Consider the following 26,172-nt stretch of genomic DNA (forward strand, 5'->3'; position numbering starts at 1 on the left):
CTGTAAAGGTTGATTTATCAACCGCATAGAACCCACTCAACCGCTGCAACTTGCAAGAAACTCATAAAAATCTGACGAGGTTAAGGACTTTTGTCCCAGCCTCTTTTTGTTTCATTATACACCTATAAAATCATGGATTTGCAACTTCTTTAGCTCCAGCTGCTTTGACAGATTCAATATATTGTTTGGGTGTTAAATTTTTAATAGTTGAAAACATAGAGCCATATGTATCCAGTTTTGATGCTTCATCAAGGTTGATTTTGCTCATATCAATATTGATTGTAACTTTAATAATATAGTCTTTTGTAATGTCTGTTTTAACATCAACACCGCCCAAAGACTTAAATTTATCCAATCCTGCAGCCTTTTCAAAAGCAGAAATCAAGTGCGGCTTAGTGCTTTCTAAATCTTGACCCGCTAATACACTCTTCATATTTTCAGGAAGTATTTGTTCAAGATTTATCACAAACTTCTTAAAGGTTTTTCCTTCATAAGAAATAGTTTGCGTAAGTGTTTGTTCAATCCCTTGGACAGTCTGTTTTTGTTGAAAAGACTTGGTCACAACAGAATCCTTTTTCACAACACTCGAACCAGTCTTACTATCCCCTGACTGATTCTGACCGGATTTTTGACCACAAGCTGTGAGCAGCAACAAACTTGCTCCTAACAAAACAACCGATTTTCTCATAAAAATATCCTCCTTGTATTTTAGAGCTTTATAAGAATAGTATACCATCTTTTGTAAGCGTTGTCAAAACAGCCTGTCTAAAAAGGCAACCAATGATTGACAGTTATTGATTGACTTCCGTTGCACCACTCGCAATCTGATTTTCAACATATTCTTTTGGTTTCATTTTTAAAAATTCTTTTAATTTCATATTTTTTAAATATTCAGTATCAGCGGCCTTATTAACATCCAAAACTTGAAAATCAAAAGTATGAACTCGCTTCAATTCTTGATCATTTATAATTTCCAAAGAGGTCGAAAAACCTTCCAAACTTTTTGCTTGTGTAAATTTTTCATCTTCAGCCAAAGATTTCTCCAATAATTTTTGCGCTTCAGCAACTCCAACTTCCGCAACTACTTTTTTCATTTCTTCTTTCATCGGCATGATTTGCTCAATCGTTAAACTTAAAAATTGATCGCCTTTGTAAGTAATTGTTTGTGTTTGTTGAATCCCTTCAGCTGTTTTAGGGAATGATAAGGTTTTTGTCACAACTGTTTCTTTTTCAGCGTTTGCAATAACTGGCAACGTACTATCAATTGATTGCTTGCTTGTTTTTGATTTTGTTTCTTTTTTTTGACCACATCCTGCTAAGACTGTAAGAATAATGGTTAATAGAATCAGGCTTCTTTTCATGGATTAACTCCTCCTCATTCTTTATTTTATCATATTTTTAATATCAATAAACATCGAAATAAAAAAAGAGTGGAAATTCCACTCTTTACAAGGCCGCGCGTAAACGCGCTTCTGTATTTTCAACATTACGAACCGAGCGAGGTAAGAATGCACGAATATCATCTTCTTTGTAGCCCACTTGTAGGCGCTTGTCATCTACTAAAATAGGGCTTTTCAAGATGCGTGGAGTTTCCATAATCAAGTCAATCACTTCACTCACACTTAATTCTTCAATATCTACACCTAAGCCTTTTGCATAACGATTTTTTGAAGAAACAATGCTTGCAACCCCATTTTCAGTTTTTGTTAGAATATCTAATAACTCTTCTTTTGTAATTCCTTCTTTACCAAGATTTTGTTCTTTATAAGTTAACTGGTGAGCATTGAGCCATGTTTTTGCTTTTTTACAACTAGTGCAACTTGAGACAGTATAAATTGTAATCATGTAAGTACTCCTTTCGCCACACGGTACTATTATCATACTATATTATACCACAAAATTCCTCCGTCTTGCGACCTATTTTTAAAAAATTATTCCTCAATCTCAATCGCGTCATCCAAATCTAGTGTGACTTCCTCCACCTTGTTTGCTGATTTAGTTGCTTCTGCATTTTTTTCATCTTCAGCATCATCCTCAATCAAACCGTAATGCACTCGAACTTTATGATCAATTTCATCAAAAATTTCTGGATGATCCGCCAAGTATTTCTTAGCATTTTCAGACCCTTGACCAATCTTTTCATCATTATAAGAATACCAAGCACCCGCTTTTTTGATAATATCAAGGTCTGTCGCAATTTTAATCAACTCGCCTGTTTTAGAAATTCCTTCACCATACATGATTTCTACGAAAGCTTCCTTGAATGGCGGAGCAACCTTATTCTTCACAACCTTAATCTTGGTTTCCTTACCAACATTGGTATCTTTCTCATCACCAGTCCCCTTGATTTGGGTATTTCCACGAACATCTAAACGAACAGACGCATAGAATTTCAAGGCACGACCACCAGGTGTTGTTTCTGGATTTCCAAACATAATACCAACTTTTTCACGCAATTGGTTGATGAAAATCGCAATTGTCTTCGTTTTGTTAATGGAAGCAGACAATTTACGCATAGCTTGACTCATCATCCGCGCTTGCAAACCAACGTGACTATCTCCAATGTCTCCATCAATCTCAGCACGTGGTACGAGGGCTGCCACGGAGTCAATAACTACCAAATCTACCGCACCAGAGTCAATCAATTTCCCAGCAATCTCAAGACCTTGCTCACCAGAGTCCGGCTGAGAAAGTAAGAGTTCATCAATATTAACTCCAAGGGCTTGTGCATAAGCCGGGTCAAGAGCGTGTTCTGCATCAATAAAAGCTGCAATACCGCCTTCTTTTTGAGCTTGCGCTACTGCATGAAGAGCTACGGTCGTCTTACCAGAAGACTCTGGTCCATAGATTTCAATAATCCGCCCCTTTGGATACCCTCCTGCACCAAGAGCAATATCTAGCGCCAAGCTACCTGAACTCATGACTTGAACTTTTTGTTCAGCGCGCTCACCTAGGCGCATAATCGCTCCTTTACCAAAATCTTTTTCAATATTTTTAAGTGCAGTATCTAGCGCTTTTTGACGTTCCTCGCCAAATTTCTTTGAAATTTCTTCTAATTTTTTTTGTTTTTTCGCCATTTATTTCTCCTATATAGTGATAAATTATTTTTTGCCTATCTAATTATTATAGCATGTTTTCGTTTTTTAATAAAGTTTTTCGCAGCAGATTGAAAGCATGCAGAACGGCTATTTTACGTACATCTGTCCGACTGCGACCCGCAATATTAACCTTAATAGACCGAACATCTTCTGTGGTTGCTAGGCCGATATAAACTGTCCCTGCTGGATGTCCTTCTAAGCTGTCTGGACCTGCCACACCTGTCAAGCTCACCGCATAGTCACTAGCGGTCAATTTTCTTGCCTGCTCAGCCATTTTCTCCGCTGTAAAAGCTGAAACTACCCCATGCTTTTCTAAGTCTGCCAAGGGAATGCTCAGCATTCGGCTCTTTTCCTCCATACTGTAGGTAACAAAGCCACCACTAAAGACATTGGAGGCTCCAGAAAAGTTTGCCAAAGTCGCTTGAAAGAGTCCTGCGGTCAAACTTTCAGCTGCTGTGACGGTCTTTTCTGCTCTTCTCAGCAGTTCAAAAGCTGTTTGCCCCAGAGAATTATTATCTCCATAAGCGTAGAAAAGGTCTGCTAAATGTTGTTTCTCAAAAGTCTGTACTGCTAAAATTTTCTTTTCTAAATGAGCAAACTTAATATCTGCTTCCTTTTGACTAGTAGCCTTGGTGGACAATCGCAATGTCACCTCTCCCGTCTTAGCATAAGGAGCAATGGTCGGATCGGTCTGATTATCAATTAAATCTCCTAAAAGGGTTACTAATTGACTTTCACCGATACCAAAGAAACGTAAGACTCTTGAATACAATTTTTGACCAGTCGCTAAAAGTGGAACCAGCTTATTGTTCACCATAGGTTTTAATTCACTAGGCGGACCAGGTAGAACAACATAAGTCACGCCACTGACCTCAATCACGCCTCCTACTGCAAGCCCAGTTTCATTTTGTAGAGGAGTCGAGCCTTCCACTATTTGAGCTTGTCGCTCATTGTTTGGTGTTCGAGCATAATCCGGTCGACTTGCGAAAAAGCGGTCCAATTTCTCCGTAGCCATTCGGTCAAATACCAACCTACGATTTAAGAATTTTGCCAAAGTCTGCTTAGTCAAGTCATCTTCTGTTGGGCCTAATCCTCCAGTTAAGATGACCAAATTACTACGATTTCGAGCAATTTCTAAAATGGATAACAGACGAGCTTCATTATCTCCAACTGCTGTTTGGAAATATACATCTACACCCAGACTCGCTAATTTTTCCGATAAAAATTGAGCATTCGTATTAACAATTTGCCCGGTCAGAATTTCAGTACCCACAGCAATAATTTCTGCTTTCATAGAACCTCCTACTTTACTATTCGCAATTGATTTTATTTTATCACAAAAAATCTTAAAAACTTCATTTTAAGAAAAGAATCTGTAAGCAAATTGATAAGATTAAGAATTTTTCAAAAAGAAAAAGTCTGGAATTGCCAGCCTTCTAATTTATAACTATAATTGTGTCACATCAATAATATGATTACCTCGATTATGGGAGTGAGGTAGAACTCATCTTGAAAATTTTTAGTTCGTAATCTCACCTCCGCAAGCTTGCTCGACAGTCTGGGAGACTGTTGAGACGGTGGATAAAGAAAATAAAGTTTTCGTCAAAAGTGTTTTTGCGAGCTTGAAAAGCTAATACCCTGAGACTTGCTTCGCATCACCACAAAGCCGTGCTTTGAGCAATCAGCTACTACGTCATTGATTTATCGCTTTATATACTTTGAAGTTGGAGACTTTCGCCCCAGCCTCTTCAAAAATGAGGATTAGCTTAGCAAAACTAGGTTTTATATAAAAAACAGACAATTTTGTACTGCCTGAGTGCCTTTAGTTTGCTGTGTTAGATAGAATCAAATGTGATAAAATAAAGAAAACAAAACATTTAAGGAGATTTAATGATGTGGGCAGTTTTTGCATTTCTTTCTGCTTTATTTGCAGCACTGACATCTATCTTAGCCAAAATCGGGATTTCTGGTGTCAATTCTAATCTAGCGACAGCTATTCGGACAGTGGTCGTTGTTTTAATGGCTTGGGGTATGGTCTTTTTGACGAAAGGGCAACTCGGTCTTGCTAACATCAGCAAGAAAAGTTGGATTTTCTTGATTTTATCTGGATTGGCGACGGGCGCTTCCTGGCTCTGTTATTACCGAGCATTGCAGGAGGGAGAAGCCTCCAAGGTCGTTCCTATTGATAAACTTAGTGTTGTCCTCACACTCATTCTTGCTTTTATCTTTCTACACGAGGATTTTACTATGAAATCCTTGATTGGCAGCATTTTGATTACGATTGGAACTTTGGTCATGGTTTTGTAGTGATGTCATATCATCATAAATACAGCAATATTACGAAAAATATAAAACAGTATCGGTCAATAAATATTGCACCGACTACTCACATAAAAGATAGCAAAGCTATTAAAATCGTTTGATTGTTTTTCTTGCTGAATTAAAATCGCAAGTCTCCTCATGGTCATTGACAAGACCTGCCGCCTGCAGGAAAGAATAGACACAGACTGGTCCTACAAACTCGAAGCCTCGTCTCTTCATATCTTTGGCCAGTTTTTCAGACAATGGAGTCTTGGAGGGCATCTGCTTGTAGTCCTTGACAGGATTGTCAATCGGTGTAAAGTCTACAAAAGACCAGAGATAATGATCAAAACTGCCAAACTCTGCCTGTATTTTCAGAAAAGCTTGAGCGTTAGCACGTGTTGCATAGATTTTCCGACGATTTCGGACGACGGCAGGATTTTGTAAAATACCTTCTAACTCCCGCATCTGTCATGACTGCCACCTGATGAACATCATAGCCATGAAAAGCTTGTCGGAAGGCTGCTCGTTTATTGAGAATGGTCTCCCAAGATAGTCCTGCCTGATAAGTCTCTAGGCAGAGCAACTCAAATAAAGCCCGCTCATCATGCAAAGGACGACCCCACTCTTGGTCATGATAGGCGATATATAAAGGATTATTCTCTTTTACCCAGCTACATCGTTTCATCTTTTCTCCTTTATTTTACCAGCATTTTGAGGGCGGATTTGATATAGTTTTCCGCGGTATCATTGGTTCCTTCAAAGAATTTCTTAATTTTCTTGAGTTCAGCCGCCTTGTAGCCCAGAGCCAACATAGCTTCCATGGCTTCTTCCAATTCTTGATTGTCACTAGTAGCTGCAACAGCAACTTGCTTAGGAGTAGCACCTATTGCCACAACCTTGCCTTCTAAGTCCAGCACCATTTGTTGGGCTGTTTTTTTGCCAATTTTAGGAAATTTTGTCAGATAAGTGATGTTTTTCTGCTCAATGGCCTGCACCAAACCGGCATTATCATCGGCAGCGATTATCGCAAGAGCAGAAACGGGTCCAATGCCAGAGACCGAAATCAAATTGAGAAAAAGCTGCTTTTCATCCTCTGTGCGAAAACCGTAGAGGAGCTGGGCATCCTCTCTGACCACCTGATGAACAAAAACTTGAATCTCCTGATTGACCTGACCTGAATAGGCATAGGGATTTGCCACATGCAGGATATAGCCAATTTGCCCCACTTCCACTACAATATATTTGGCTGTGATTTTACTTAAAATTCCTTTAAAATATTCGTACATGACTTCTCCTTTTCAACCCTTTTAGTATATCATATTCTGAGCGCAGAAACTGCAAATAAAAGCGCAACCTCCGGTTGACAAAAAGGAAAGCTGGCTATATGTTCAAGTTCTCTCAATCATGGTACAATACAAGTAGAGAAATATGAAAGGAGATTTAGCAAATGCAAATCAATAAACGAATTTTTGAACTGCGAAAGGAAAGAGGCTGGTCTCAGGATCAACTGGCGGAAAAGGTCAATGTCTCCCGGCAGAGCATCTCCAAGTGGGAATCTGCTCAGGCCCTGCCGGAAATCGAGAAGGTCATCGAACTGAGCAAAATCTTTCAGGTGACGACGGATTATCTGCTACTGGATCAAGCAGATGAGAAAGAAGCCAGATCCAAGTGGACTACTTCGGAAAGCGAGGGCTATCAACAGGAGGTCAGAAGCTTTGGTCTGGTCAACGTCCTCTATATCCTCTTTCTGGCCATCACCCTCTTCTTTTTCGCAGGAGTACTCTATCTTCCCTGGAATCCATCCCTCATCTTTTTCCTCTTCTTTCTATCTGTCGGCGCAGCCTTATCTTGCAAGAGGTATCTGACCATCAAGAAAACTTACTTGGACCAGATAACTAACTTTAGAGTAGGAAGTGCTGAACATCAAGAACCCCATTCCTATAGCCAAACATCTTAAATCACTGCTGAAACTCAATTACAGATAAAATCTTAAAAACAGAAGCTGAGACAAAAGTGTTCAACTTCTTTTGTTTATATAGTCAGAATTATAAGACGCAGTGATTTGGAGAAGCTCTAGTGACTTTAGTCAATGTAGAGTTTCCCATGCACAATTGATTAGGCACTTTAGTGCCAATCAATCACTGCTGAGTGGACTCTAATACGTTGATAACTCAACTTTTCCAGTCCTTTTGACCCAAGTTTCACTTGACTTTATTTCCAGCCTCGAAGGGTTCCCCAAACCTTTCGAGCTGTGCGGAGGAGGCTGGGACAAAAGTCCGACCTCAAATATAAAAAGCGAACAAATCAGAATTCTGCTTTGTTCGCTTTTCGCATTTAATTATAGATTTGAAGGGCTTAATAATTAAGATTTTTAAAAATTGAAATCTTTTTGTCCCAAACTCTCTGTTTTAGAGCTTTTATAAATAGTTTTAATACTTGCCCAATTCTCTCAAGCTAGTATGGTTTTCCTGAATCCGACGGAACATTTTTTCCATATCAGATTTGGTGAAGTTGACTAAAACGGGACGACCGTGAGGGCAGTTGTAGGGATTGTCGCATTGTGATAACTGAAAAATCAAATCACGCGCTGAATAGTCATCTAAACTGTGATTGGCTTTAATAGAGCGTTTGCAACTCATCATAATAGCCAGCTCAGCGCGATATTTCTTGATAGAGACTTCCTTGGTTAGAAGTAGCATATCGCACATCTCATAGATACCCGACTCGATCTCCTCTTCCTTAAGCCAAATGGGATGTTCACGAAGAATAAATTGATTAGTTCCGTATTCTTCAAGGAAAACACCGACTTCTTCTAAAAGAGCCATTCGTTGTTTCAGACGCAACATATCATCAGCTGGAAATTCAAAGATATAGGGAACCAGAAGCTGCTGCTGACTAGCATCTACATCTCCGATTTTTTCGCGGTAATATTCGTACTTTACTCGCTCTTGAGCTGCATGTTGGTCAATAATATAAAGACCACCGTTTCCTTGAGCAAAAAGGTAGGTGCCGTGCATTTGCCCGAAATATTCCAATTCTGGAAACGTTGAAGTTTCTTCTCCATCTAGCTTATCTAAAGCTCTCTCTAAGCTCGCCTGATCCAGCTCTGGATGATCTAGTTGATTGTAAGAAGGAGATTGCCTTTCTGCAAATTTGACAGAAGCAACTTTTGAATTGAGTTCATCTGTATCAGCAGATTGTTGGTCTAATCGGGCAGATTCCTCAAAAGAAGGTTGAGCTTCTGACACTTGTGGTTTCACAAAGAAGTCATTTCTTTCTTTATCGTAATAAAGTCGGTTCTCTTTGAGAGGGAGGCTGGTCTGCTCAGGCTTAATTGCTCGGTTAATAGTTGATTTGGCTAAATTCTCTAATGCGTCCGGAATCAAATCTTGCTCTTTCAAACTTGCAGCAATAGCTTGCGATATCAAGGCCATGAGCTCTCGCTCCTTTGAAATCCGCACTTCTTGCTTGGTCGGGTGAACATTAACATCAGCAAGATATGGGTCAATCCGAATATCAATCACAGCAATCGGGAAACGTCCCACCATGAGCTTGCTACCATATCCATCTAAAATAGCTCGATTGAGTAGGAAATTCTTGATGTAGCGACCATTGATGAGGATAGTAATGTAATTCCGATTAGCCCTTGTTAATTCTGGCAAACTAATATAGCCTGATACTTCAAAATCCAAATCAGATGCTGAAATTTCAATCATTTTTTTGGCTGTTGTCAGTCCATAAATGCCAGCAATTGCTTGACGCAGATTTCCTGTTCCTGCTGTCCGTGTCATCTCTTTACCGTCATTAACAAGAGTGAAAGCGACCTCCGGATGAGCCAAGCTCAAACGATTCATCACATCTACAATATGAGATAGTTCCGCTTGTTGACTTTTCATATATTTCAAGCGAGCAGGCGTATTAAAAAAAAGGTCTTCCACTTTGATTTTGGTACCCCTAGGACAGCTACTTGGCTCTAAAGTCTCAACTTCTCCACCTTGCGCAATCAGAAGCGTTCCATGTGCACCACTACTTGTCGCAGTTTCAATCGTCAAACGTGAAACAGAGGCAATGGATGGAAGTGCCTCGCCCCGAAAGCCCAATGTCCGAATTCGAAAAAGGTCGGCTTGTTTCTTGATTTTACTAGTAGCATGCCGCCGCAAAGCCAAGGAAACCTCCTCATGCTCAATTCCTTCACCATTATCAATGACTTGAATGCTCCTGAGTCCCGCTTCTTCAATCTCAACTATAATCCGAGTAGCACCAGCATCAATGGAATTCTCTATCAACTCCTTGACCACGCTGCTAGGTCGCTCGATGACCTCACCTGCTGCAATCTGATTAGCAAGATTTTCTGGTAGTTCAATAATTTTTGACATAGTTTTCTCCGTAAGTATTCTAGCTATTATTATAACATAAAGCTGTTTTTCTATCAGAAGTCTGGTGTGAGAGGAACACACATCGTTTCCTAGAAAGGACCAAATAGACAAGCAAAGCAACCACTTAGGTAAAAGTCCTTGTTTTCCTAGTCGAAATAATGTTTAATAGATTTAGGAAGAGGGAGGTAGTTAGTAACCTCTTGCTATTAACGAAAATAAGCAACAAGCTAACATCTGGAAAGAAGGGATGTTTATGAAAGTTCAATTGCATATTGACGAAAAGTTTTCAGAAGAAAAAGTCATTATCGAAGCACCGGCTTTGTCAGATGCCATTCAGCGACTGCTGAAATTTGCTCAACAACTCGATAAAAACAAAGTTATTCGAGCCAAAAAAGAGGAAGATATTTACCTATTAGATACTACTGAAATCCAGCGGGTTTATATTGAAAACCGCCAAGTTTGGGCTGAAACAGTAACAGACAATTATCACTTAGGACTTCCACTTTATCAAGTTTTGGAATTGCTTCCTGCTGATTTTCTACAGATTTCCCAATCTGAAATCATCAATACCAAACAGATTGATCATCTGAAATTGACCGGCAGCGGTCTGATTCAGATTACACTAAAAAACGGTCAGATAACTTATTCATCTCGCCGTTATCTCAAAGCTATAAAGGAGAAATTACAGCTATGAAAAAAACATTATTCAGAGATGCTCTAGGAGGTATTGTTATCGGGCTTCTCCTATCCGTCATCTTTTCTTACTTTTTTGCACCTGTCTATCATCCGCTCAACCCTTATTCAGCAGTTGGTCTTTGGATGGAACAGCATCATATTCACGGCGCCTTAGTCGTTCTCTATTGCGCAGCGATATGGTGTCTAATCGGCTTGCTCTTTAGCTTAGGGAAAGAGCTTTTCAAAAAAGATTGGAGCATTCTCAAAGCAACAATCTGTCATTATGGGCTTATGATTTTAGGGTTTATCCCTCTAGCTCTATTAGCCGGCTGGTTTCCAAGTGAACCCATTTTCATCTTACAGTTAATTTTGGAATTTACTGTTGTTTATCTCATCCTTTGGGCAATCCTGTCTTATCTGACTAAAAAGAAAATTGAGAAAATCAATCATCACTTAAACAAACAAAGCAAATAGCAAGAAATAACCGCTGTGAAAAAACTCACGGCGGTTATTTGAGCCCAACTTAGAATGCAGATTGATAGAAAACGATCATAGCTTACTAAATTGTTGTGGTTTGAAGATTAGACCCTAGCTGCAATTCTGGTATGACATTTCAGCAAAATAAGCTGTTAGCCAGTCACACCCACTATAGCTTCAACATTTTAAAGTTTCTTCTTCATCTCTGCCACAGCCAACATCACTTCCATTGGGGTCATATTATAAATGTCCAACTGGCGCAACTCGTCTAAAATAGGTGATTCAGTTGTTTCTGTAAATAAAGACATCTGCTCAGCCACTTGATTTTTTTCACGAGCAGCCGCAGGCAATGTATTAGAGATGCCGAGAGATGATTTCTCATTTGCTTGGCTTTCTAATCGTGTCAATATTTGATCCGCTCTTGTCAACAAATCATTTGGCAAACCTGCAATTTTTGCTACATGAATCCCATAAGATTTATCAGCAGGCCCAACCTCAATCTTATGAAGAAATGTTACTTGACCATCTTTTTCTAGGGTTGCTACATGGACATTTTCTAGTTGTGTCAAGCTAGTTGACAGTTCTGTCAACTCGTGATAGTGAGTCGCAAAAAGTGTCTTGGCTCCTGTCCGATTGTGAATATACTCAATAATAGCTTGAGCAAGCGCCATGCCATCATAGGTAGCTGTTCCTCTTCCTAACTCATCAAAAAGAATGAGTGAATTTTCTGTTGCTTGAGAAATAGCATGGTTTGCTTCCATCATTTCCACCATAAAGGTTGATTGTCCAGAAACCAAGTCATCAGCTGCACCAATTCGAGTAAAGATTGCATCAAAAATCGGCAATTGGGCACTTTCGGCTGAAACATAAGAGCCCATTTGAGCCATAATCACAATAATCGCTAACTGCCGCATATAAGTTGACTTCCCACTCATATTTGGGCCTGTAATTAGCTGAACATTAACATTCTCATCCATTGAAATGCTATTAGGAATATAGGTTTGTGCACCCATAACTTTTTCTACGACCGCATGCCGCCCTTTATCAATTTGGATAGAGCGCTGCTCAATAAATTCTGGTCTCACAAAATGTTGCTTTTCTGCTACAGCTGCAAAGCTTTGCAGCACATCAACCGTTGCCAGAGTTTGCGCCAAGGATTGCAGGCGTTTGATATATTTACCAGCTTCCTCACGAATGCGCATAAAAATCTCGTATTCCAAATTAGCTGATTTTTCACGCGCTTCCAACATCTCACCTTCAATACGAGCCAGTTCTTCCGTACCAAAACGCTCCGAATTTTTCAAAGTTGCCTTGCGGAAAAAATGACTGGGAACATGTTCAAGCTGAGAATTGGTGACATGGAAATAATAACCATCTTTTTTATTGTAATCAATCTTCAGGTTGTTAATTCCACTAGCTTCTCTTTCTTTCGCCTCAATATCTGCAATCCAGCTCGTTCCATCTCGCATGACCACTCGATACTTGTCCAAGGTTTCATCAAAACCTGTTTTAATAATATTACCCTCTGTAATGACATTTGGAGCATCCGGCGAAATTGCTGACTGAATTAAGGACGCCAGTTCAGGAATTTCATCCAATTTTGCAATCAAATCTTCCAAAACTGGGCTATCAATTCCTTTTAAAATTCCCTTAATTTGTGGCACATGACTCAATGTCGCAGCAAGTTGTAATAAATCTTTTGGATTGGTCTTGCCAAACGAAACCCGACTGGCTAAACGCTCAATATCATACACTCCTTTGAGAGTGTCTGATAAGTCACTGCGCTCAAAGAAATGATCTAAAAAGACTTGCACTACACCCTGCCGCTTGACGATTCGCTCTTTATCAATCAACGGACGTTGAATCCACGCTCTCAACAATCGTGTTCCCATAGCTGTCTTGGTATCATCCATCAGCCAATAAAGGCTCCCGTGCTTCTTTCCTGTCCGAGCATTCTCTGTTAAATCCAGACTTGCCATAGTTGAGTAGTCCATCTGCAAGAAATCTTTGATTTCATAATGATGAACTTGTTTCAAATGACTAAGCTCACGTAGCTGCGTTTTATGAACATACTGTAATAACTTTCCAGCTACTTGGCGCTCTAGCGGCGACAAGTCCTTTCCTAGTAGCTGAACATCATCAAATGTAGTTTCTACTTGCGATAAAAGGAGATTCATTTGAGTCTCCAATACTTGGCGCTCCATTTCAGACAATTCATACCCTAAGACCACTTCACGCGCTCGCAGGTTTCGGATTTCTCCACAGACTATGTTAAAGTCACTAAGACTTGTGACCTGAAATTCACCCGTTCCCACATCCATATAAGCCAGTCCATATATACATGACAGCTTATCCAAAGCCACTAAAAAGTTATTCTGACTGTCTGGTTTTGAAGAATCAACTACTGTCCCCGGCGTAATCACCTGTACTACTTCGCGTTTGACTACTCCAACCGCTTTTTTAGGATCTTCCATTTGCTCTGCAATCGCAACTTTATAGCCTGCTTCAATTAAAACATCAATGTATTGCTGCACTGAATGGTAAGGAACTCCTGCCATTGGGATTGGATTTTCCGAGTTTTTATTGCGACTAGTCAGAGCAATCTCTAAAATCTGTGCCGCATTGGTCGCATCATCATAGAATAATTCATAAAAATCTCCCATGCGAAACAACAAAAAAGCATCTGGATAATCTTTTTTTATATCTAAATACTGTTGCATTCCTGGAGATAGTTTTTCTTTTGTCATTCTCATCCTTTCTGTTGGTTAATAGTGATAAGAGTGGGATAGAAATCAATAGTTTCGTAGAAACTTGATTTCTTCGTCCCACATCCACATAGCTGGAGTAGGACAAAACTCATCTTGAAAATTTTCAGTTCGTAGTCTCACTCCCGCAGGGTTGCTCAACAGTCTGGAAGACTGTTGAGGTGGTGGATAAAGAAAACAAAGTTTTTGTCAAAGGTGTTTTTCCGAGTTTGAAAAACAACAGCTTGAGACGTGCTTCGCAAGTCCTATCCGCCACCTCGAAGCATTGCTTTGAGCAATCAGCTACTGCGTCTTGTTGACTACATAAACAAAGGAAGCTGAGCTCTTTGTCCCAGCCTCATCATTCATTTTCTTAATCCATTTTCTCAAGAAGCTGCTCTTCCATTTGTTTTGCAGCTGCTGTATCACGACAGATAACTAAGAGCGTGTTAGCTCCTGCTACCGTTCCTAAAATTAGCTCACCTTTATTGGCATCCACAAAGTTAGCCAGAATAGAAGCATCCCCTAAGCGAGTATGAAGAACCAAGGAAAATTCCGCCCGAGAAACGCCCTCTACATGATAAGACAAGAACTCAACCAAATCGATTTTATTTGTTTCATCTGCTAAAACATAATAAACTTCATTGTTTTTCTTGGCTTTCGTCAATCCAATTTCACGTAAGTCCCGAGAGAGGGTTGTCTGTGTTACAATGATGCCTTGTGCCTTTAAACGATCCTGAATATCTTTTTGTGTACTCAGTTTTTCTTCCTTAATCATTCGCTTAATTAGTTTATGACGTTCACTCTTTTTCATTTTATCCTCAATAATGTATATTTATACTCAAAATTATACCAAAAAAATTGAAGATTCGTCAAAAAATATGTTAAAATACTAGTAAAAGACCAAAGGAGAAACCATGGATAATAAACAATTGATTGCAAGTGAATTGGCTAAGGTCATTGACAGCTTAGACCAAGACGCTATTTTAAATTTACTAGAAAAACCCAAAAGCTCAGATTTAGGTGATATTGCTTTTCCTGCCTTTTCTTTAGCGAAAGTAGAACGAAAAGCGCCTCAAGCGATTGCAGCAGATATTGCAGAAAAAATTGACTCAACAAACTTTGAAAAAGTAGTGGCAACTGGTCCTTATGTTAATTTCTTCCTTGATAAATCAAAAATTTCAGCTCAAGTTATCAAAGAAATTGTAAAAGAAGGAAATAACTATGGTCAGCAAAATGAAGGAAATGGAGAAAACATCACCATTGACCTCTCCAGCCCAAACATTGCAAAACCATTTTCAGTTGGTCATTTGCGCTCAACTGTTATCGGTGATGCCCTTTCTAATATTTTCCGTAAATTGGGCTATAACACCATTAAAATCAATCACTTAGGTGACTGGGGAAAACAATTCGGTCTTTTAATGGTGGCTTATAAAAAATGGGGCAGCAAAGAAGCCGTCGAAGCAAATCCAATTGATGAATTACTGAAACTGTACGTTCGTATCAATGCGGAAATCGAAACAGATCCTGAGCTTGATGACGAAGGTCGCCTCTGGTTCAAAAAACTAGAAGACGGTGATCCTGAAGCTACTGAATTATGGCAATGGTTCCGCGACGAAAGCCTGAAAGAATTTAACCGTATCTACAAATTGCTTGGCGTTGAATTCGATAGTCTGGCTGGTGAAGCCTTCTATAATGACAAGATGGACGAAGGCATCAAAATCCTTGAAGAAAAAGGATTGTTGGAAGAGTCTAAGGGGGCTAGCATTGTCAACCTTGATGATGTCAATCTGCCACCAGCTATGATTAAGAAATCTGACGGAGCAACACTTTACATTACACGTGATATTGCGACAGCTATGTACCGTGCTCGCACTTACAACTTCGTTAAAAACATTTATGCTGTAGGTCAAGAACAAGCTAATCACTTCAGACAATTAAAAGCCGTTTTGAAGAAGATGGGATTTGACTGGAGCGATGATATGATTCATGTAGACTTTGGCTTGGTAACAAAGAACCGCCAAAAATTGTCTACACGTAAAGGAAATATCATCCTTCTTGAACCAACTCTTCAAGAAGCTATCAATCGTGCTCAGTCACAAATTGAAGCCAAAAATCCTGACCTTGAAAACAAAGAAGCTGTTGCTCGTGCTGTCGGAGTAGGAGCTGTTAAATTCTACGATTTAAAAACAGACCGCCGCAACGGTTACGACTTTGATTTGGAAGCCATGGTATCTTTTGAAGGAGAAACAGGACCATATATCCAGTACGCTTATGCACGTATCCAATCAATCCTTCGCAAGGCTGACTTCAAGCCAAGCGCTGAATCAACATACAGCCTAGATGATGCTGAAAGTTGGGAAATCATTAAACTGCTGCAAGATTTTGCCCGTGTTATCAAACGTGCAGCTGACAATTATGACCCATCACTCATTGCAAAATATGCGATCAGTCTTGCACAAGCATTTAACAAATTCTACGCACACACTCGTATCTTGGACGAAAGCCCTGAACGTGACAGCCGTCTGGCTCTCAGCTACGCAACAGCTGTTGTTCTAAAAGAATCTCTTCGTCTTCTCGGCGTTGATGCTCCAGAAAAAATGTAATTTTCTAACCCTATCAAAAAATCCTATCGATATTTACAACGATAGGATTTTTTATTACATTCCGTATAATTCTTCAATTTTCAGACCAATTCGTTTAACATCTTCATTCAAGCCACGAAGTTCAAATGTGTCCAAGACTGGAAAGCCAAATCGCTCTGAATATTGCTTTGCTGTTAAACAATATTGGTTGTTAAAATTACGATTACCACTACCAACAATTCCAAAACAGCGCTTGTAATTCTCTTCAAAAGCGATAAAGTCACCTAAATCATTGGTAAGAATCTCCACATCCCCATTATCCAAACCATTTCCACCTTCTAAGTAGGTTGGCAAAAAGGCTACAAAAGGCTGAGACATGGCGTAAAATGGTCGCTCCTCTTTCACCATATCTTTTATATCCACCTGCTCAATCTCGACATTTTCATGTCGCTCTTGCAAAAAAGTGGACAAGCGCTTGATAAAACTCGCTGTGTTGCCACTTAAGCTAATATAAACTAAGGAAATCTTCATATTTTCTCACTTTCTAAAAATAAAACACATCTATCATTCTCTTAAAATTTTAAGCTGATAGATATGTTTTGTCAACTATTGTAATTCTTCTTTTGCTAAGTCTTGTTGCTGCCGTTTCATCTTGAAAAAGACAATAACAAGGAAAAGAATATTAAATGCAAAATAAATAATGGTTAAAACTCTTGTCGATGAGATTGCTGTAGCACGCATCGTTTGATCTTTATAAAGATTGTTGAGTGGCATACCACCGATATAATTGTAAATTGTCCCAATAATTCCTAATAGCACATAAGCAATATAGGCAAAATTAGCGTATAGAATGTTTTTCTTGACGATAAACACAATGGCAGCAATCAACAGTAGAATGGAAAGGATAACTAATATTTTATGCGGAATATTATGAAGAAAGACAAGACTTCTTTCAGTTACTTCCACGATTTGCTTCACAACCGTTTCAGACAATCCTTTATAAGAACTTGTATTCGTTATTTTTTCACTGCCAAAAAAGGTTCCTACAAGTGTAAAAGATGATAGAATGGCTGATAGTGTCAGCAAGACATATAGATAAATTGGTCGTTTTTTCACAATAATCCTCCTCGTTGTGAAAAAGTTTTCAGTTTTATTTATTATAACGTAAGCAGTCAAAAATGGCAACAAAAGTTTCACTAGTGTCAATTATTTTTTTCAAACAAAAGCCCCTCAACTATCAATCAAGGGGCCTATTTGCTATTGAACTAGTTCAAATGCCAAATTTCATCGTTATATTGAGCAATCGTACGGTCAGCAGAGAAGAAGCCTGCTTTTGCAATATTGACAAGAACTTTTTCAAGCCAGACATCACGGTCTTCATAATCCGCAAACATGCGTTCTTTTGTTTCAATATAGTCTTCCAAGTCAAGAAGCGTCATGAACCAGTCTTTATTGATCAATTCATTGTAAAGTCGTTCCAAGCGCTCTTTCTTACCAACTGCAAGAATAGCATCACTGACAATGAAATCAACCAGCGGTTTGATTGCTTTACGAGCATAGAATTCACTTGACTTATAAGCTTCTTTGGCATACAAATCAATAACTGTTTCAGAATCTTCACCAAAGATATAAATGTTGTCATCGCCGACTAATTCATGAATTTCAACATTTGCTCCGTCTGAAGTACCAAGCGTTAAAGCACCATTTAGCATGAATTTCATGTTACCAGTACCTGAAGCTTCTTTAGAAGCAAGGGAGATTTGCTCAGAAATGTCACCGGCTGCAATTAAGAAGCTAGCTGCTGTTACATTATAGTTTTCAACCATAACGACTTGCAAGTATGGAGAAACTTCTGGGTCGTTAGCAATTACTTCTGACAAGCAAAGGATTAAATGAATAATATCTTGCGCAATCGTGTATGCTGGAGCAGCTTTCCCACCAAAGAAGACTGTAATTGGACGCGCAGGAATGTTTCCAGCCTTGATGTCCAAGTATTTGTGAATGACATAAAGAGCATTCATTTGTTGGCGTTTGTACTCGTGAAGACGTTTGATTTGGATATCAAAGATTGATTCAGGATTGATTTCAACACCTTGGTGCTCTTTCAAGTGACGAGCTAACTTCCGTTTGTTGTGAGCTTTGATTTTTTCAAGTTCAGCTTTCACATCAGCCTTACCAGAAAATTCAAGTAAGTCTTCTAATTTTGAAGCATCATGGTGCCAATCGCGGCCAATCAAGCTATCAATGTAATTTGACAAACGTGGATTTGCGTGCATAAGCCAGCGACGGAAGGTGATTCCGTTTGTTTTATTGTTGAATTTTTCTGGATAAATGTCGTAAAAGGCCTTGAGTTCTGAGTTTTTCAAGATTTCTGTATGAAGAGCAGCAACCCCATTGACACTATATCCATAGTGAATGTCCATGTGAGCCATGTGTACACGATCATGTTCATCAATAATTTGAACAGCTGGATCTGCGTATTCAGCCTTCACGCGCTTATCCAATTCTTTGATAATTGGAACCAAGTGTGGAACAACTTCTTCCAAGAATTCAAGCGGCCATTTTTCAAGCGCTTCAGCAAGAATGGTATGGTTTGTATAAGCCGTCATATTCTTAACGATATTGATTGCTTCATCAAGAGAAATACCACGTTCTGTCAAAAGACGAATCATCTCTGGAATGACCATAGATGGGTGTGTATCGTTGATTTGGATAACAGCATAGTCAGCCAAGTCATGAAGATTGCTACCTTTTTCAATCGCTTCATCAATAATCAATTGTGCACCATTTGACACCATAAAGTATTGTTGGAAGATACGGAGCAATTCACCTTGCTTATTACTATCATCTGGATAAAGGAATAGAGTCAAATTACGAGCAATATCTGTCTTATCAAAGTCAATCCCATCTTCAATGATACTTGCATCTACTGAGTCAAGGTCGAACAGACGAAGACGGTTTTTAGTAGCTGTTTTATAACCAGGCACATCAATGTCATAAAGAGTTGATGTTAAAGTGAAATCAGCAAATGGTACTTGATAGCCACGGCTTGATTTTACTAACCAATTTTGCTCTGTCAACCAGAAGTTTGGTACTGTTGTTTGCTCATTATTTTTCAATACTTGTTGGAAAAGACCAAAGTGATAGTTCAGACCTACACCGTCTCCATTCAAACCAAGTGTTGCAATAGAATCAAGGAAGCAAGCAGCCAGACGTCCTAAACCACCATTACCAAGTGAAGGTTCTAATTCGACTTCTTCCACTTCAATCAAGTCTTTACCAGCGTCTGCTAATTCTTTTTTGACATCATCATAAAGGCCAAGGTTGATGAGGTTGTTTGACAACAGTTTTCCAATCAAAAATTCTGCTGAAATGTAATACAATTTCTTTTTACCAGTATTAACTGGCTTTTGTGCACTAGCCAATTTTGTATAGTTTAAAAGGGCAATATACAATTCTTCATTGCTGCATTCAGCAATTTCTTTTTGATAAGTTTGTTGGATAAATTCTTGTAAATTTGACATTTTTTCTCCTACTTAGAAAAGAACGTTACAATTCATTCTCTTTCTTTAATAATTTTTTATTTAAACGACGATATGTTTTCGTCAAGCTATATAACTCTGCTTCAATCACAGGGTCCAATTCATCTGCTGTCATACGCCATGACCAATTGCCACCAATGCTTGATGGATAGTTCATGCGAGCTGAGCCGTCTAGTTCAAGCAAATCTTGCATGGTTGCAATTGCCATAAAGCTGACAGAAGCAAAGATAGTCCGTAGCATAGCATGAGGTACTGTTTCATATTCTTTACGATTAGTATATTGAGCCATATATTCACGTGTGGCATCATCAATTTCATCGCGATACCAACCAAGTACCGTGTTATTATCATGCGTACCTGTGTACATGACAGAATTGTTAGGCGCAAGATGTGGACTATCAATACTTTCAGACTCTGGATTAAAGGCGAATTGAGTGACTTTCATACCAGGGAAGCCTGTTTTTTCCCGCAAAGCAATCACTTCGTCGGTCATAAAGCCTAAATCCTCGGCGATGATGTTTAGTTCACCCAATTCTTCCTTCACAGCTTTAAACAAAGCATAATCAGGACCTTTCACCCATTTACCAGGAGCGGCTGTATCGGATCCAGCAGGGATTTCCCAATAAGATTCAAAACCACGAAAATGATCGATACGAACCACATCGTAGATTTTGAAACTCTCACGTAAGCGTTCAATCCACCAGCTATACCCATCTTCATCCATTGCCTTCCAGTCATAAATTGGGTTTCCCCAAAGTTGACCGGTCGCAGAGAATTCATCTGGCGGACATCCTGCTACACATGTAGGCTGTCCTAATTCATCTGTTTTAAAGAAATGCGGTTGCGCCCAAACATCACAGCTATCAGCTGCCACATAGATTGGCATATCGCCAACGATTTCAATATGATGTTCGTTAGCATAATTTTTCAATTCTAACCATTGTTTGAAGAAGAGATATTGCGTAACACGATGATAGGTCAATCGATCAGCTAGCTTTTCGCGATAAGTTGCCAAGCTAGACGCTTCACGATGACGTACTGCTGCATCTGGCCATTCAGTCCAAGCTTTCAAGTCGAAATGCTCTTTAATCGCCATGTATTCAACAAATACTTCAAGCCAAGACGCATTATCTGCTACAAATTTTTCATAAGCCGCTAAATCTCCGCGTTCTAAGAAACGTTTCACAGCTTTTTCTAAAACCGGTCTACGATTGTTGAAAACTTTCGCATAATCTACTTTTCTTGGATCTTGACCAAAGTCTAAACCATCAAGATCACTTTCAGTAAGTAGACCCTCTTCAATCAGTCGGTCAAAATCAATAAAATGTGTATTTCCCGCAAATGCAGAGAATGATTGGTAAGGAGAATCTCCATAACTGGTCGTGCCCAAAGGCAAAATTTGCCAGTAGCGTTGCTTTGTTCTTACCAAAAAATCCACAAAATCGTAAGCACTTTTTCCAAATGAGCCGATTCCGTATTTCCCTGGAAGAGAAGAAATATGCATGAGAACACCACTTTGACGCTCTTTCATCTTATCACCTCAATAAATTTTTCTGTTAAATTTTGCATTCATTTAACGAAAACGTTTGCGTTGATTTGATTATAACTTAATTTCGACCTGTGTGCAACCATTTTTCTAGTTTTTTTATAAAATTTTAAAATATTTTGGACAATTGAATCATTTTCTTCTATATTTTTTCAAGATTTTTGGAGTGGAAAATAAAAAATTTTCAAGATTTTTTAAAAAAGTGTTGCAACCGTTTTCTATTTGTGGTATACTTAAGCATAGTTTAAGAAAACGTTTGCGTAAACTATTTTAAATTGTTATCTTATTATTTTATTCTTTAGGAGGAATAAATCATGAAACATAAAATGTTGAAAAGTGTTGCAGTTCTTGGAACTGTAGGATTAGCTAGTTTGTTACTAGTAGCTTGCGGTAGCAAAAATAATAAATCAGCTTCTTCTGGTGATGGTAAAAACCTCACTGTTTACGTAGAAAAACAATACGAAGGCTACATGAAGAAAGCTGCTGCTGCTTTTGAAAAAGAAAATGGAACAAAAGTTACTATTAAAACTGGCGACCAACTTAAAGGTCTTGAAAATCTTTCACTTGACAACCAATCTGGCAAAGCTCCAGACGTTATGATGTCTCCATATGACCGCGTAGGTAGTCTCGGTTCGGACGGCCAACTTTCAGAAGTGAAACTTGACAAAGGTTCAATGACTGATGACACAACAAAAGCACTCGTAACTACAAAAGGTAAGACTTATGGCGCACCTGCTGTTATCGAAACATTAGTAATGTACTACAATAAAGACCTTGTTTCTAAAGCTCCAACTACATTTGCTGAATTAGAAGAACTGGCAAAAGACAGCAAATATGCTTTTGCTAACGAAAATGGCAAAACAACTGCTTTCCTCGCGGACTGGACAAACTTCTATTATGCTTACGGTCTGTTAGCTGGTAACGGTGGTTACGTATTTGGTAAGAACGGTACCGATCCTAAAGACATCGGTCTTGCAAATGACGGTTCTATTAAAGGTATTGAATACGCTAAATCTTGGTACGAAAAATGGCCAAAAGGAATGCAAGATACTAAAGGTGCCGCAAACTTAATTCAAACTCAATTCCAATCAGGTAAAACAGCTGCTATCATTGAAGGCCCTTGGAAAGCTGCATCATTTAAAGAAGCTAAAGTGAACTATGGTGTTGCCACTATTCCTACACTTCCAAATGGTAAAAACTATCAAACCTTTGGTGGTGGTAAAGCTTGGGTCATCCCTGCAGGATCTAAAAATGCCAAAACAGCTCAAAAATTTGTCAACTTCTTGACATCAACAGATCAACAAAAAGCTTTCTATGATGCTACAAACGAAGTACCTGCTAATACAGAAGCTCGTAAATATGCTGAAGGTAAAAATGATGAATTGACTTCAGCTGTTGTTAAACAGTTCCAATCTGCTCAACCTATGCCAAATATCTCTGAAATGAGTACTGTATGGGATCCAGCAGCAAGTATGCTCTTTGATGCTGTAAGTGGTAAAAAAGATGCTAAAACTGCTGCAAATGATGCCGTGAAATTGATTAAAGATACTATCGATCAAAAATTTGGTAAAAAATAAAACAGATTGAGGTAGGATAGAACTCGATTGGCAGCACCAGTCGAGTTCTATATTTTAGATAAAGGAGGCTCTGATGACAACACAACAACAGCCACGTAAAGCATTGCTGCTCTCCCTCATCCCAGGACTTGGGCAAATTTATAATAAACAAAAAGCAAAAGGGGCTATCTTTTTAGGAGTTACCATTTTATTTTTGATTTACTTTTTCGCCATTGCTGCTCCTGAGTTAGGAAACTTAATTACTCTCGGTGAGGTGCCTGGACGCGATAACTCTCTTTTCATGCTGATTCGTGGTGCATTCCACTTTATTCTTGTCATTGTTTATTTCATCTTTTATGCTCTCAATCTAAAAGATGCTTATACTATTGCGAAACGTTGGAATAATGATTATCCAGTTCCTACGACTTTCAAAGATATGTTAAAAGGAATTTACGCTAATGGTTTTCCTTACCTATTGATTATTCCTTCATATATTGCAATGACTTTTGCTATCATTTTCCCTGTATTGGTCACTCTTTTAATCGCCTTTACAAACTATGATTTCCAACATCTGCCTCCAACCAAGCTCTTGGATTGGGTTGGCGTGACAAACTTCACTAATATTTGGCGACTTAGCACTTTCCGCTCTGCTTTCGGAGCCGTTCTTGGTTGGACTATTATCTGGGCACTGACTGCCTCAACTGTCCAAATCGTTATTGGTATTTTTACCGCTATTATTGCAAACCAACCATTTATTAAAGGAAAACGCATTTTCGGCGTTATCTTCCTACTGCCTTGGGCTGTCCCAGCATTCATCACTATCTTAACTTTCAGTAACATGTTCAACGATAGTATCGGTGCGATCAATACCCAAGTCATTCCGCTTCTTGGTAAACTATTGCCATTCTTAAATGGACATCTGATTCCTTGGAAAACAGATCCAACCTGGACTAAAATTGCTCTAATTATGATGCAAGGTTGGCTTGGTTTCCCTTACATTTATGTATTGACACTTGGTATCTTGCAATCCATTCCAAACGATCTTTACGAAGCAGCTTACATTGATGGTGCAAATGCATGGCAAAAATTCCGCAATATCACTTTCCCAATGATTTTAGCAGTTGCTGCCCCTACACTCATCAGTCAGTATACTTTCAACTTCAACAACTTCTCTATCATGTACCTCTTTAATGATGGCGGTCCTGGTACAGTTGGTGGTGGTGCAGGTTCGACTGACATCCTCATTTCATGGATTTATCGTTTAACGACAGGTGCAGCTCCTCAATACTCAATGGCCGCTGCGGTAACACTTATCATTTCTCTTATCGTGATTTCAATCTCCATGATTGCGTTCAAGAAACTACATGCATTTGATATGAAGGATGTGTAAGATGAATAATTCTATTAAATTTAAACGCCGTTTAAACCACTTTTTAACTTATTTCTATCTAGTGGCTTTATCTATTATCATTATCTATCCTCTCTTGATTACGATTATGTCTGCTTTCAAGACAGGGAATGTCCTTGCGTTTAAGCTAGATACAGATATTAATTTTAGCCTAGAAAACTTTAGCAAGCTTTTTACTGAAACTCTTTATGGGACTTGGTACTTTAACACTTTAATCATTGCTATCTTGACAATGATTATCCAAACAAGTATAGTTGTACTAGCTGGTTACGCTTATAGTCGTTATAATTTCCTAGCTAGAAAACAAAGTCTGGTCTTCTTCTTAATCATTCAAATGGTACCAACAATGGCTGCCCTGACCGCCTTCTTCGTTATGGCTTTGATGTTAAATGCGCTCAACCACAGTTGGTTCCTCATCTTCCTTTATGTCGGCGGTGGTATCCCAATGAACGCTTGGCTCATGAAAGGGTACTTCGATACAGTGCCTATCTCACTTGATGAGTCTGCTAAATTGGACGGTGCTGGTCACTTCAGACGCTTCTGGCAAATTGTACTGCCACTCGTTCGTCCAATGATTGCTGTACAAGCTCTCTGGGCTTTCATGGGACCATTCGGAGACTACATCTTATCTAGTTTCTTACTTCGTGAAAAAGAATTCTATACAGTTGCTGTTGGTTTACAAACCTTTGTTAGTGATGTGAAGAATTTGAAGATTGCTTACTTCTCAGCAGGTGCTATCTTGATTGCTCTGCCAATCTGTATCTTATTCTTCTTCCTACAAAAGAACTTTGTATCTGGTTTAACAAGTGGTGGCGACAAGGGATAATCTTGTCCCACCCTCTTTTATTTATAGTTGTATGATAGCTAATAAACTTTGCTTTATTAGCCATTACCTGATTATAAATTTGGGAACTATATAGCACTTTACACTAATCACAATATATAGTATCTTAAAATAAGATTTTTGTAAATTTGACAACTATACTTTGTAGTTGTGTAAACAGGTATATAATTCCCATAAATTTTTAGAAAGAGTGTCTTATGCTACCTTATCCATTTAATTATTTTTCTAGTATTTACGGTTTTAAAAAGCCTTTTGCCAACCGAAAATTACTGACCTGGTGTCAATTGATTTTTACAAGCATCTTTTTAATTTCCTTATCCATGATACCAGTTGCTGTGCAAAACGTGTCTCTCAAGACTTATCCACTCACTACTTTTGTAGATGGTGTTTTTGACCCTGTTACAAAGGAAGTAATGGACGATATCACAGAGAATGCTAAAATAGCAAATCATCAATTCAGCTATGCTGGTCAGCAATCAACTCACAATAGCAAAGCAGGAACTGTCCTTCTTGGAAAAGGGAATACAGCTTTAGGAGAAAAGCTGACCCTTGCTTTTGAGCCAAAGCAATTGGTTATTAGTAAAAAAGGAAGAAAACTGGCAAACATTCAATATCAGCATATCAATCAAGCTGCTCTAAAAAATAAAAAGTCGCTCAGTGCCGCCATTTCACAAGATTGGTTTCAACAAAATCGTGTTACCGTCAGTCTATTTTTGATTCTGATTTCAGGATTTCTATTGGCATTAAACTTCTTTATTGTCCTTCTAGGTGCCACTTTTTTCCTTTACTTAACGAAAAAATCTCGTCTTTTTTCTTTTAAAACCGTCAAAGAATGCTATCATTTTGCTTTGAATTGTTTAGGTTTGCCAACATTGATTGCTGTCGCGGCAGGGTTATTGTTTGGTCAAGCCATGACCACTATGATTACCATTCAAAACATTCTGTTTGTTCTTTATCTCGTCATTATTTTCTATCGGACACATTTCCGTGATGAAAAAATGAAAAAGTAGGAGGTTT

The 26,172-nt window shown here is 38.7% G+C and carries 22 protein-coding genes and 1 pseudogene; 9 read left to right on the forward strand and 14 right to left on the reverse strand.

Annotated elements, in window-relative coordinates:
• Window positions 1–130 precede the first annotated feature (130 nt).
• The 5 genes from IYQ23_RS05965 to IYQ23_RS05985 form a co-directional block, all read right to left on the reverse strand.
• Window positions 131–688 carry an SP0191 family lipoprotein gene (locus tag IYQ23_RS05965; protein WP_003026633.1) on the reverse strand — a complete coding sequence of 186 codons (558 nt, stop codon included), beginning with the start codon at window positions 686–688 and terminating at the stop codon, window positions 131–133.
• A 103-nt stretch (window positions 689–791) separates the two neighbouring features.
• Window positions 792–1,361 (reverse strand): SP0191 family lipoprotein, encoded by a 570-nt coding sequence (locus IYQ23_RS05970; RefSeq protein WP_003026634.1) that lies wholly within the window; start codon window positions 1,359–1,361, stop codon window positions 792–794.
• A gap of 85 nt (window positions 1,362–1,446) precedes the next feature.
• Window positions 1,447–1,845, reverse strand: coding sequence for a transcriptional regulator Spx (gene spx / locus IYQ23_RS05975; protein WP_003026638.1), 399 nt, complete (start codon window positions 1,843–1,845; stop codon window positions 1,447–1,449).
• An 86-nt stretch (window positions 1,846–1,931) separates the two neighbouring features.
• Window positions 1,932–3,077, reverse strand: coding sequence for a recombinase RecA (gene recA / locus IYQ23_RS05980; protein ID WP_003040800.1), 1,146 nt, complete (start codon window positions 3,075–3,077; stop codon window positions 1,932–1,934).
• Between the two features lie 46 nt (window positions 3,078–3,123).
• Window positions 3,124–4,392 (reverse strand): competence/damage-inducible protein A, encoded by a 1,269-nt coding sequence (locus tag IYQ23_RS05985; RefSeq protein ID WP_195674374.1) that lies wholly within the window; start codon window positions 4,390–4,392, stop codon window positions 3,124–3,126.
• Window positions 4,393–4,991: 599 nt separating this feature from the next.
• On the opposite strand from IYQ23_RS05985, the gene IYQ23_RS05990 reads away from it, so the two are divergent.
• The gene (locus tag IYQ23_RS05990) at window positions 4,992–5,405 is read left to right on the forward strand and encodes an EamA family transporter (RefSeq protein WP_192876136.1); all 414 of its coding nucleotides are present in this window, start codon (window positions 4,992–4,994) and stop codon (window positions 5,403–5,405) included.
• A gap of 102 nt (window positions 5,406–5,507) precedes the next feature.
• On the opposite strand, the pseudogene IYQ23_RS05995 reads toward IYQ23_RS05990, so the two are convergent.
• Together IYQ23_RS05995 and ruvA are read right to left on the reverse strand one after the other, a co-directional pair.
• Window positions 5,508–6,087, reverse strand: a pseudogene (locus IYQ23_RS05995) (DNA-3-methyladenine glycosylase I).
• 10 nt (window positions 6,088–6,097) lie between these two features.
• A complete protein-coding gene (ruvA, locus tag IYQ23_RS06000) occupies window positions 6,098–6,688 on the reverse strand; it encodes a Holliday junction branch migration protein RuvA (RefSeq protein WP_049517294.1) in 591 nt (196 codons plus the stop codon).
• A 161-nt stretch (window positions 6,689–6,849) separates the two neighbouring features.
• On the opposite strand from ruvA, the gene IYQ23_RS06005 reads away from it, so the two are divergent.
• Window positions 6,850–7,359, forward strand: a complete 510-nt coding sequence (locus tag IYQ23_RS06005; protein WP_195674375.1) for a helix-turn-helix domain-containing protein — start codon at window positions 6,850–6,852, stop codon at window positions 7,357–7,359.
• A gap of 472 nt (window positions 7,360–7,831) precedes the next feature.
• Here the strand turns inward: IYQ23_RS06005 and mutL are convergent, their stop codons facing one another.
• A complete protein-coding gene (mutL, locus tag IYQ23_RS06010) occupies window positions 7,832–9,778 on the reverse strand; it encodes a DNA mismatch repair endonuclease MutL (protein ID WP_174721375.1) in 1,947 nt (648 codons plus the stop codon).
• 253 nt (window positions 9,779–10,031) lie between these two features.
• Here mutL and IYQ23_RS06015 point away from each other — a divergent pair, with 253 nt between their 5' ends.
• Both IYQ23_RS06015 and IYQ23_RS06020 read left to right on the forward strand, forming a co-directional pair.
• Window positions 10,032–10,472: a LytTR family DNA-binding domain-containing protein gene (locus IYQ23_RS06015; protein ID WP_195674376.1), complete on the forward strand. Its 441-nt coding sequence runs from the start codon at window positions 10,032–10,034 to the stop codon at window positions 10,470–10,472.
• Window positions 10,469–10,927 carry a DUF3021 domain-containing protein gene (locus tag IYQ23_RS06020; protein ID WP_003026654.1) on the forward strand — a complete coding sequence of 153 codons (459 nt, stop codon included), beginning with the start codon at window positions 10,469–10,471 and terminating at the stop codon, window positions 10,925–10,927. The genes IYQ23_RS06015 and IYQ23_RS06020 overlap by 4 nt, the downstream gene beginning before the upstream one ends.
• Before the next feature lie 188 nt (window positions 10,928–11,115).
• Here the strand turns inward: IYQ23_RS06020 and mutS are convergent, their stop codons facing one another.
• Both mutS and argR read right to left on the reverse strand, forming a co-directional pair.
• The gene (gene mutS / locus IYQ23_RS06025; RefSeq protein WP_195674377.1) at window positions 11,116–13,677 is read right to left on the reverse strand and encodes a DNA mismatch repair protein MutS; all 2,562 of its coding nucleotides are present in this window, start codon (window positions 13,675–13,677) and stop codon (window positions 11,116–11,118) included.
• Window positions 13,678–14,047: 370 nt separating this feature from the next.
• Complete coding sequence (gene argR / locus IYQ23_RS06030) at window positions 14,048–14,488, reverse strand: arginine repressor (RefSeq protein WP_003027809.1); 441 nt, start codon at window positions 14,486–14,488, stop codon at window positions 14,048–14,050.
• A 103-nt stretch (window positions 14,489–14,591) separates the two neighbouring features.
• Here argR and argS point away from each other — a divergent pair, with 103 nt between their 5' ends.
• Window positions 14,592–16,280, forward strand: a complete 1,689-nt coding sequence (gene argS / locus IYQ23_RS06035) for an arginine--tRNA ligase (protein WP_195674378.1) — start codon at window positions 14,592–14,594, stop codon at window positions 16,278–16,280.
• Between the two features lie 54 nt (window positions 16,281–16,334).
• Here the strand turns inward: argS and nrdI are convergent, their stop codons facing one another.
• The 4 genes from nrdI to malQ form a co-directional block, all read right to left on the reverse strand.
• On the reverse strand, window positions 16,335–16,790 hold the full coding sequence (gene nrdI, locus IYQ23_RS06040; protein ID WP_022526075.1) for a class Ib ribonucleoside-diphosphate reductase assembly flavoprotein NrdI: 456 nt from the start codon (window positions 16,788–16,790) through the stop codon (window positions 16,335–16,337).
• 75 nt (window positions 16,791–16,865) lie between these two features.
• A complete protein-coding gene (locus tag IYQ23_RS06045) occupies window positions 16,866–17,375 on the reverse strand; it encodes a hypothetical protein (protein ID WP_022526076.1) in 510 nt (169 codons plus the stop codon).
• Between the two features lie 149 nt (window positions 17,376–17,524).
• A complete protein-coding gene (glgP, locus tag IYQ23_RS06050) occupies window positions 17,525–19,783 on the reverse strand; it encodes a glycogen/starch/alpha-glucan family phosphorylase (protein WP_195674379.1) in 2,259 nt (752 codons plus the stop codon).
• Window positions 19,784–19,808: 25 nt separating this feature from the next.
• The gene (gene malQ, locus IYQ23_RS06055) at window positions 19,809–21,332 is read right to left on the reverse strand and encodes a 4-alpha-glucanotransferase (RefSeq protein ID WP_195674380.1); all 1,524 of its coding nucleotides are present in this window, start codon (window positions 21,330–21,332) and stop codon (window positions 19,809–19,811) included.
• Between the two features lie 329 nt (window positions 21,333–21,661).
• Here malQ and IYQ23_RS06060 point away from each other — a divergent pair, with 329 nt between their 5' ends.
• From IYQ23_RS06060 to IYQ23_RS06075, 4 genes are all read left to right on the forward strand, one after another.
• Window positions 21,662–22,924, forward strand: coding sequence for an extracellular solute-binding protein (locus IYQ23_RS06060; protein WP_022526079.1), 1,263 nt, complete (start codon window positions 21,662–21,664; stop codon window positions 22,922–22,924).
• 73 nt (window positions 22,925–22,997) lie between these two features.
• Window positions 22,998–24,293, forward strand: coding sequence for a sugar ABC transporter permease (locus tag IYQ23_RS06065; RefSeq protein ID WP_125442719.1), 1,296 nt, complete (start codon window positions 22,998–23,000; stop codon window positions 24,291–24,293).
• A gap of 1 nt (window position 24,294) precedes the next feature.
• Window positions 24,295–25,137 carry a sugar ABC transporter permease gene (locus IYQ23_RS06070; protein ID WP_003026676.1) on the forward strand — a complete coding sequence of 281 codons (843 nt, stop codon included), beginning with the start codon at window positions 24,295–24,297 and terminating at the stop codon, window positions 25,135–25,137.
• Window positions 25,138–25,352: 215 nt separating this feature from the next.
• Window positions 25,353–26,165 (forward strand): DUF1189 domain-containing protein, encoded by an 813-nt coding sequence (locus tag IYQ23_RS06075; RefSeq protein ID WP_195674381.1) that lies wholly within the window; start codon window positions 25,353–25,355, stop codon window positions 26,163–26,165.
• Window positions 26,166–26,172 lie beyond the last annotated feature (7 nt).

The sequence above is a fragment of the Streptococcus sp. HF-100 genome (genome assembly GCF_015594635.1).
Classification (GTDB): Bacteria; Bacillota; Bacilli; order Lactobacillales; family Streptococcaceae; genus Streptococcus; species Streptococcus vaginalis.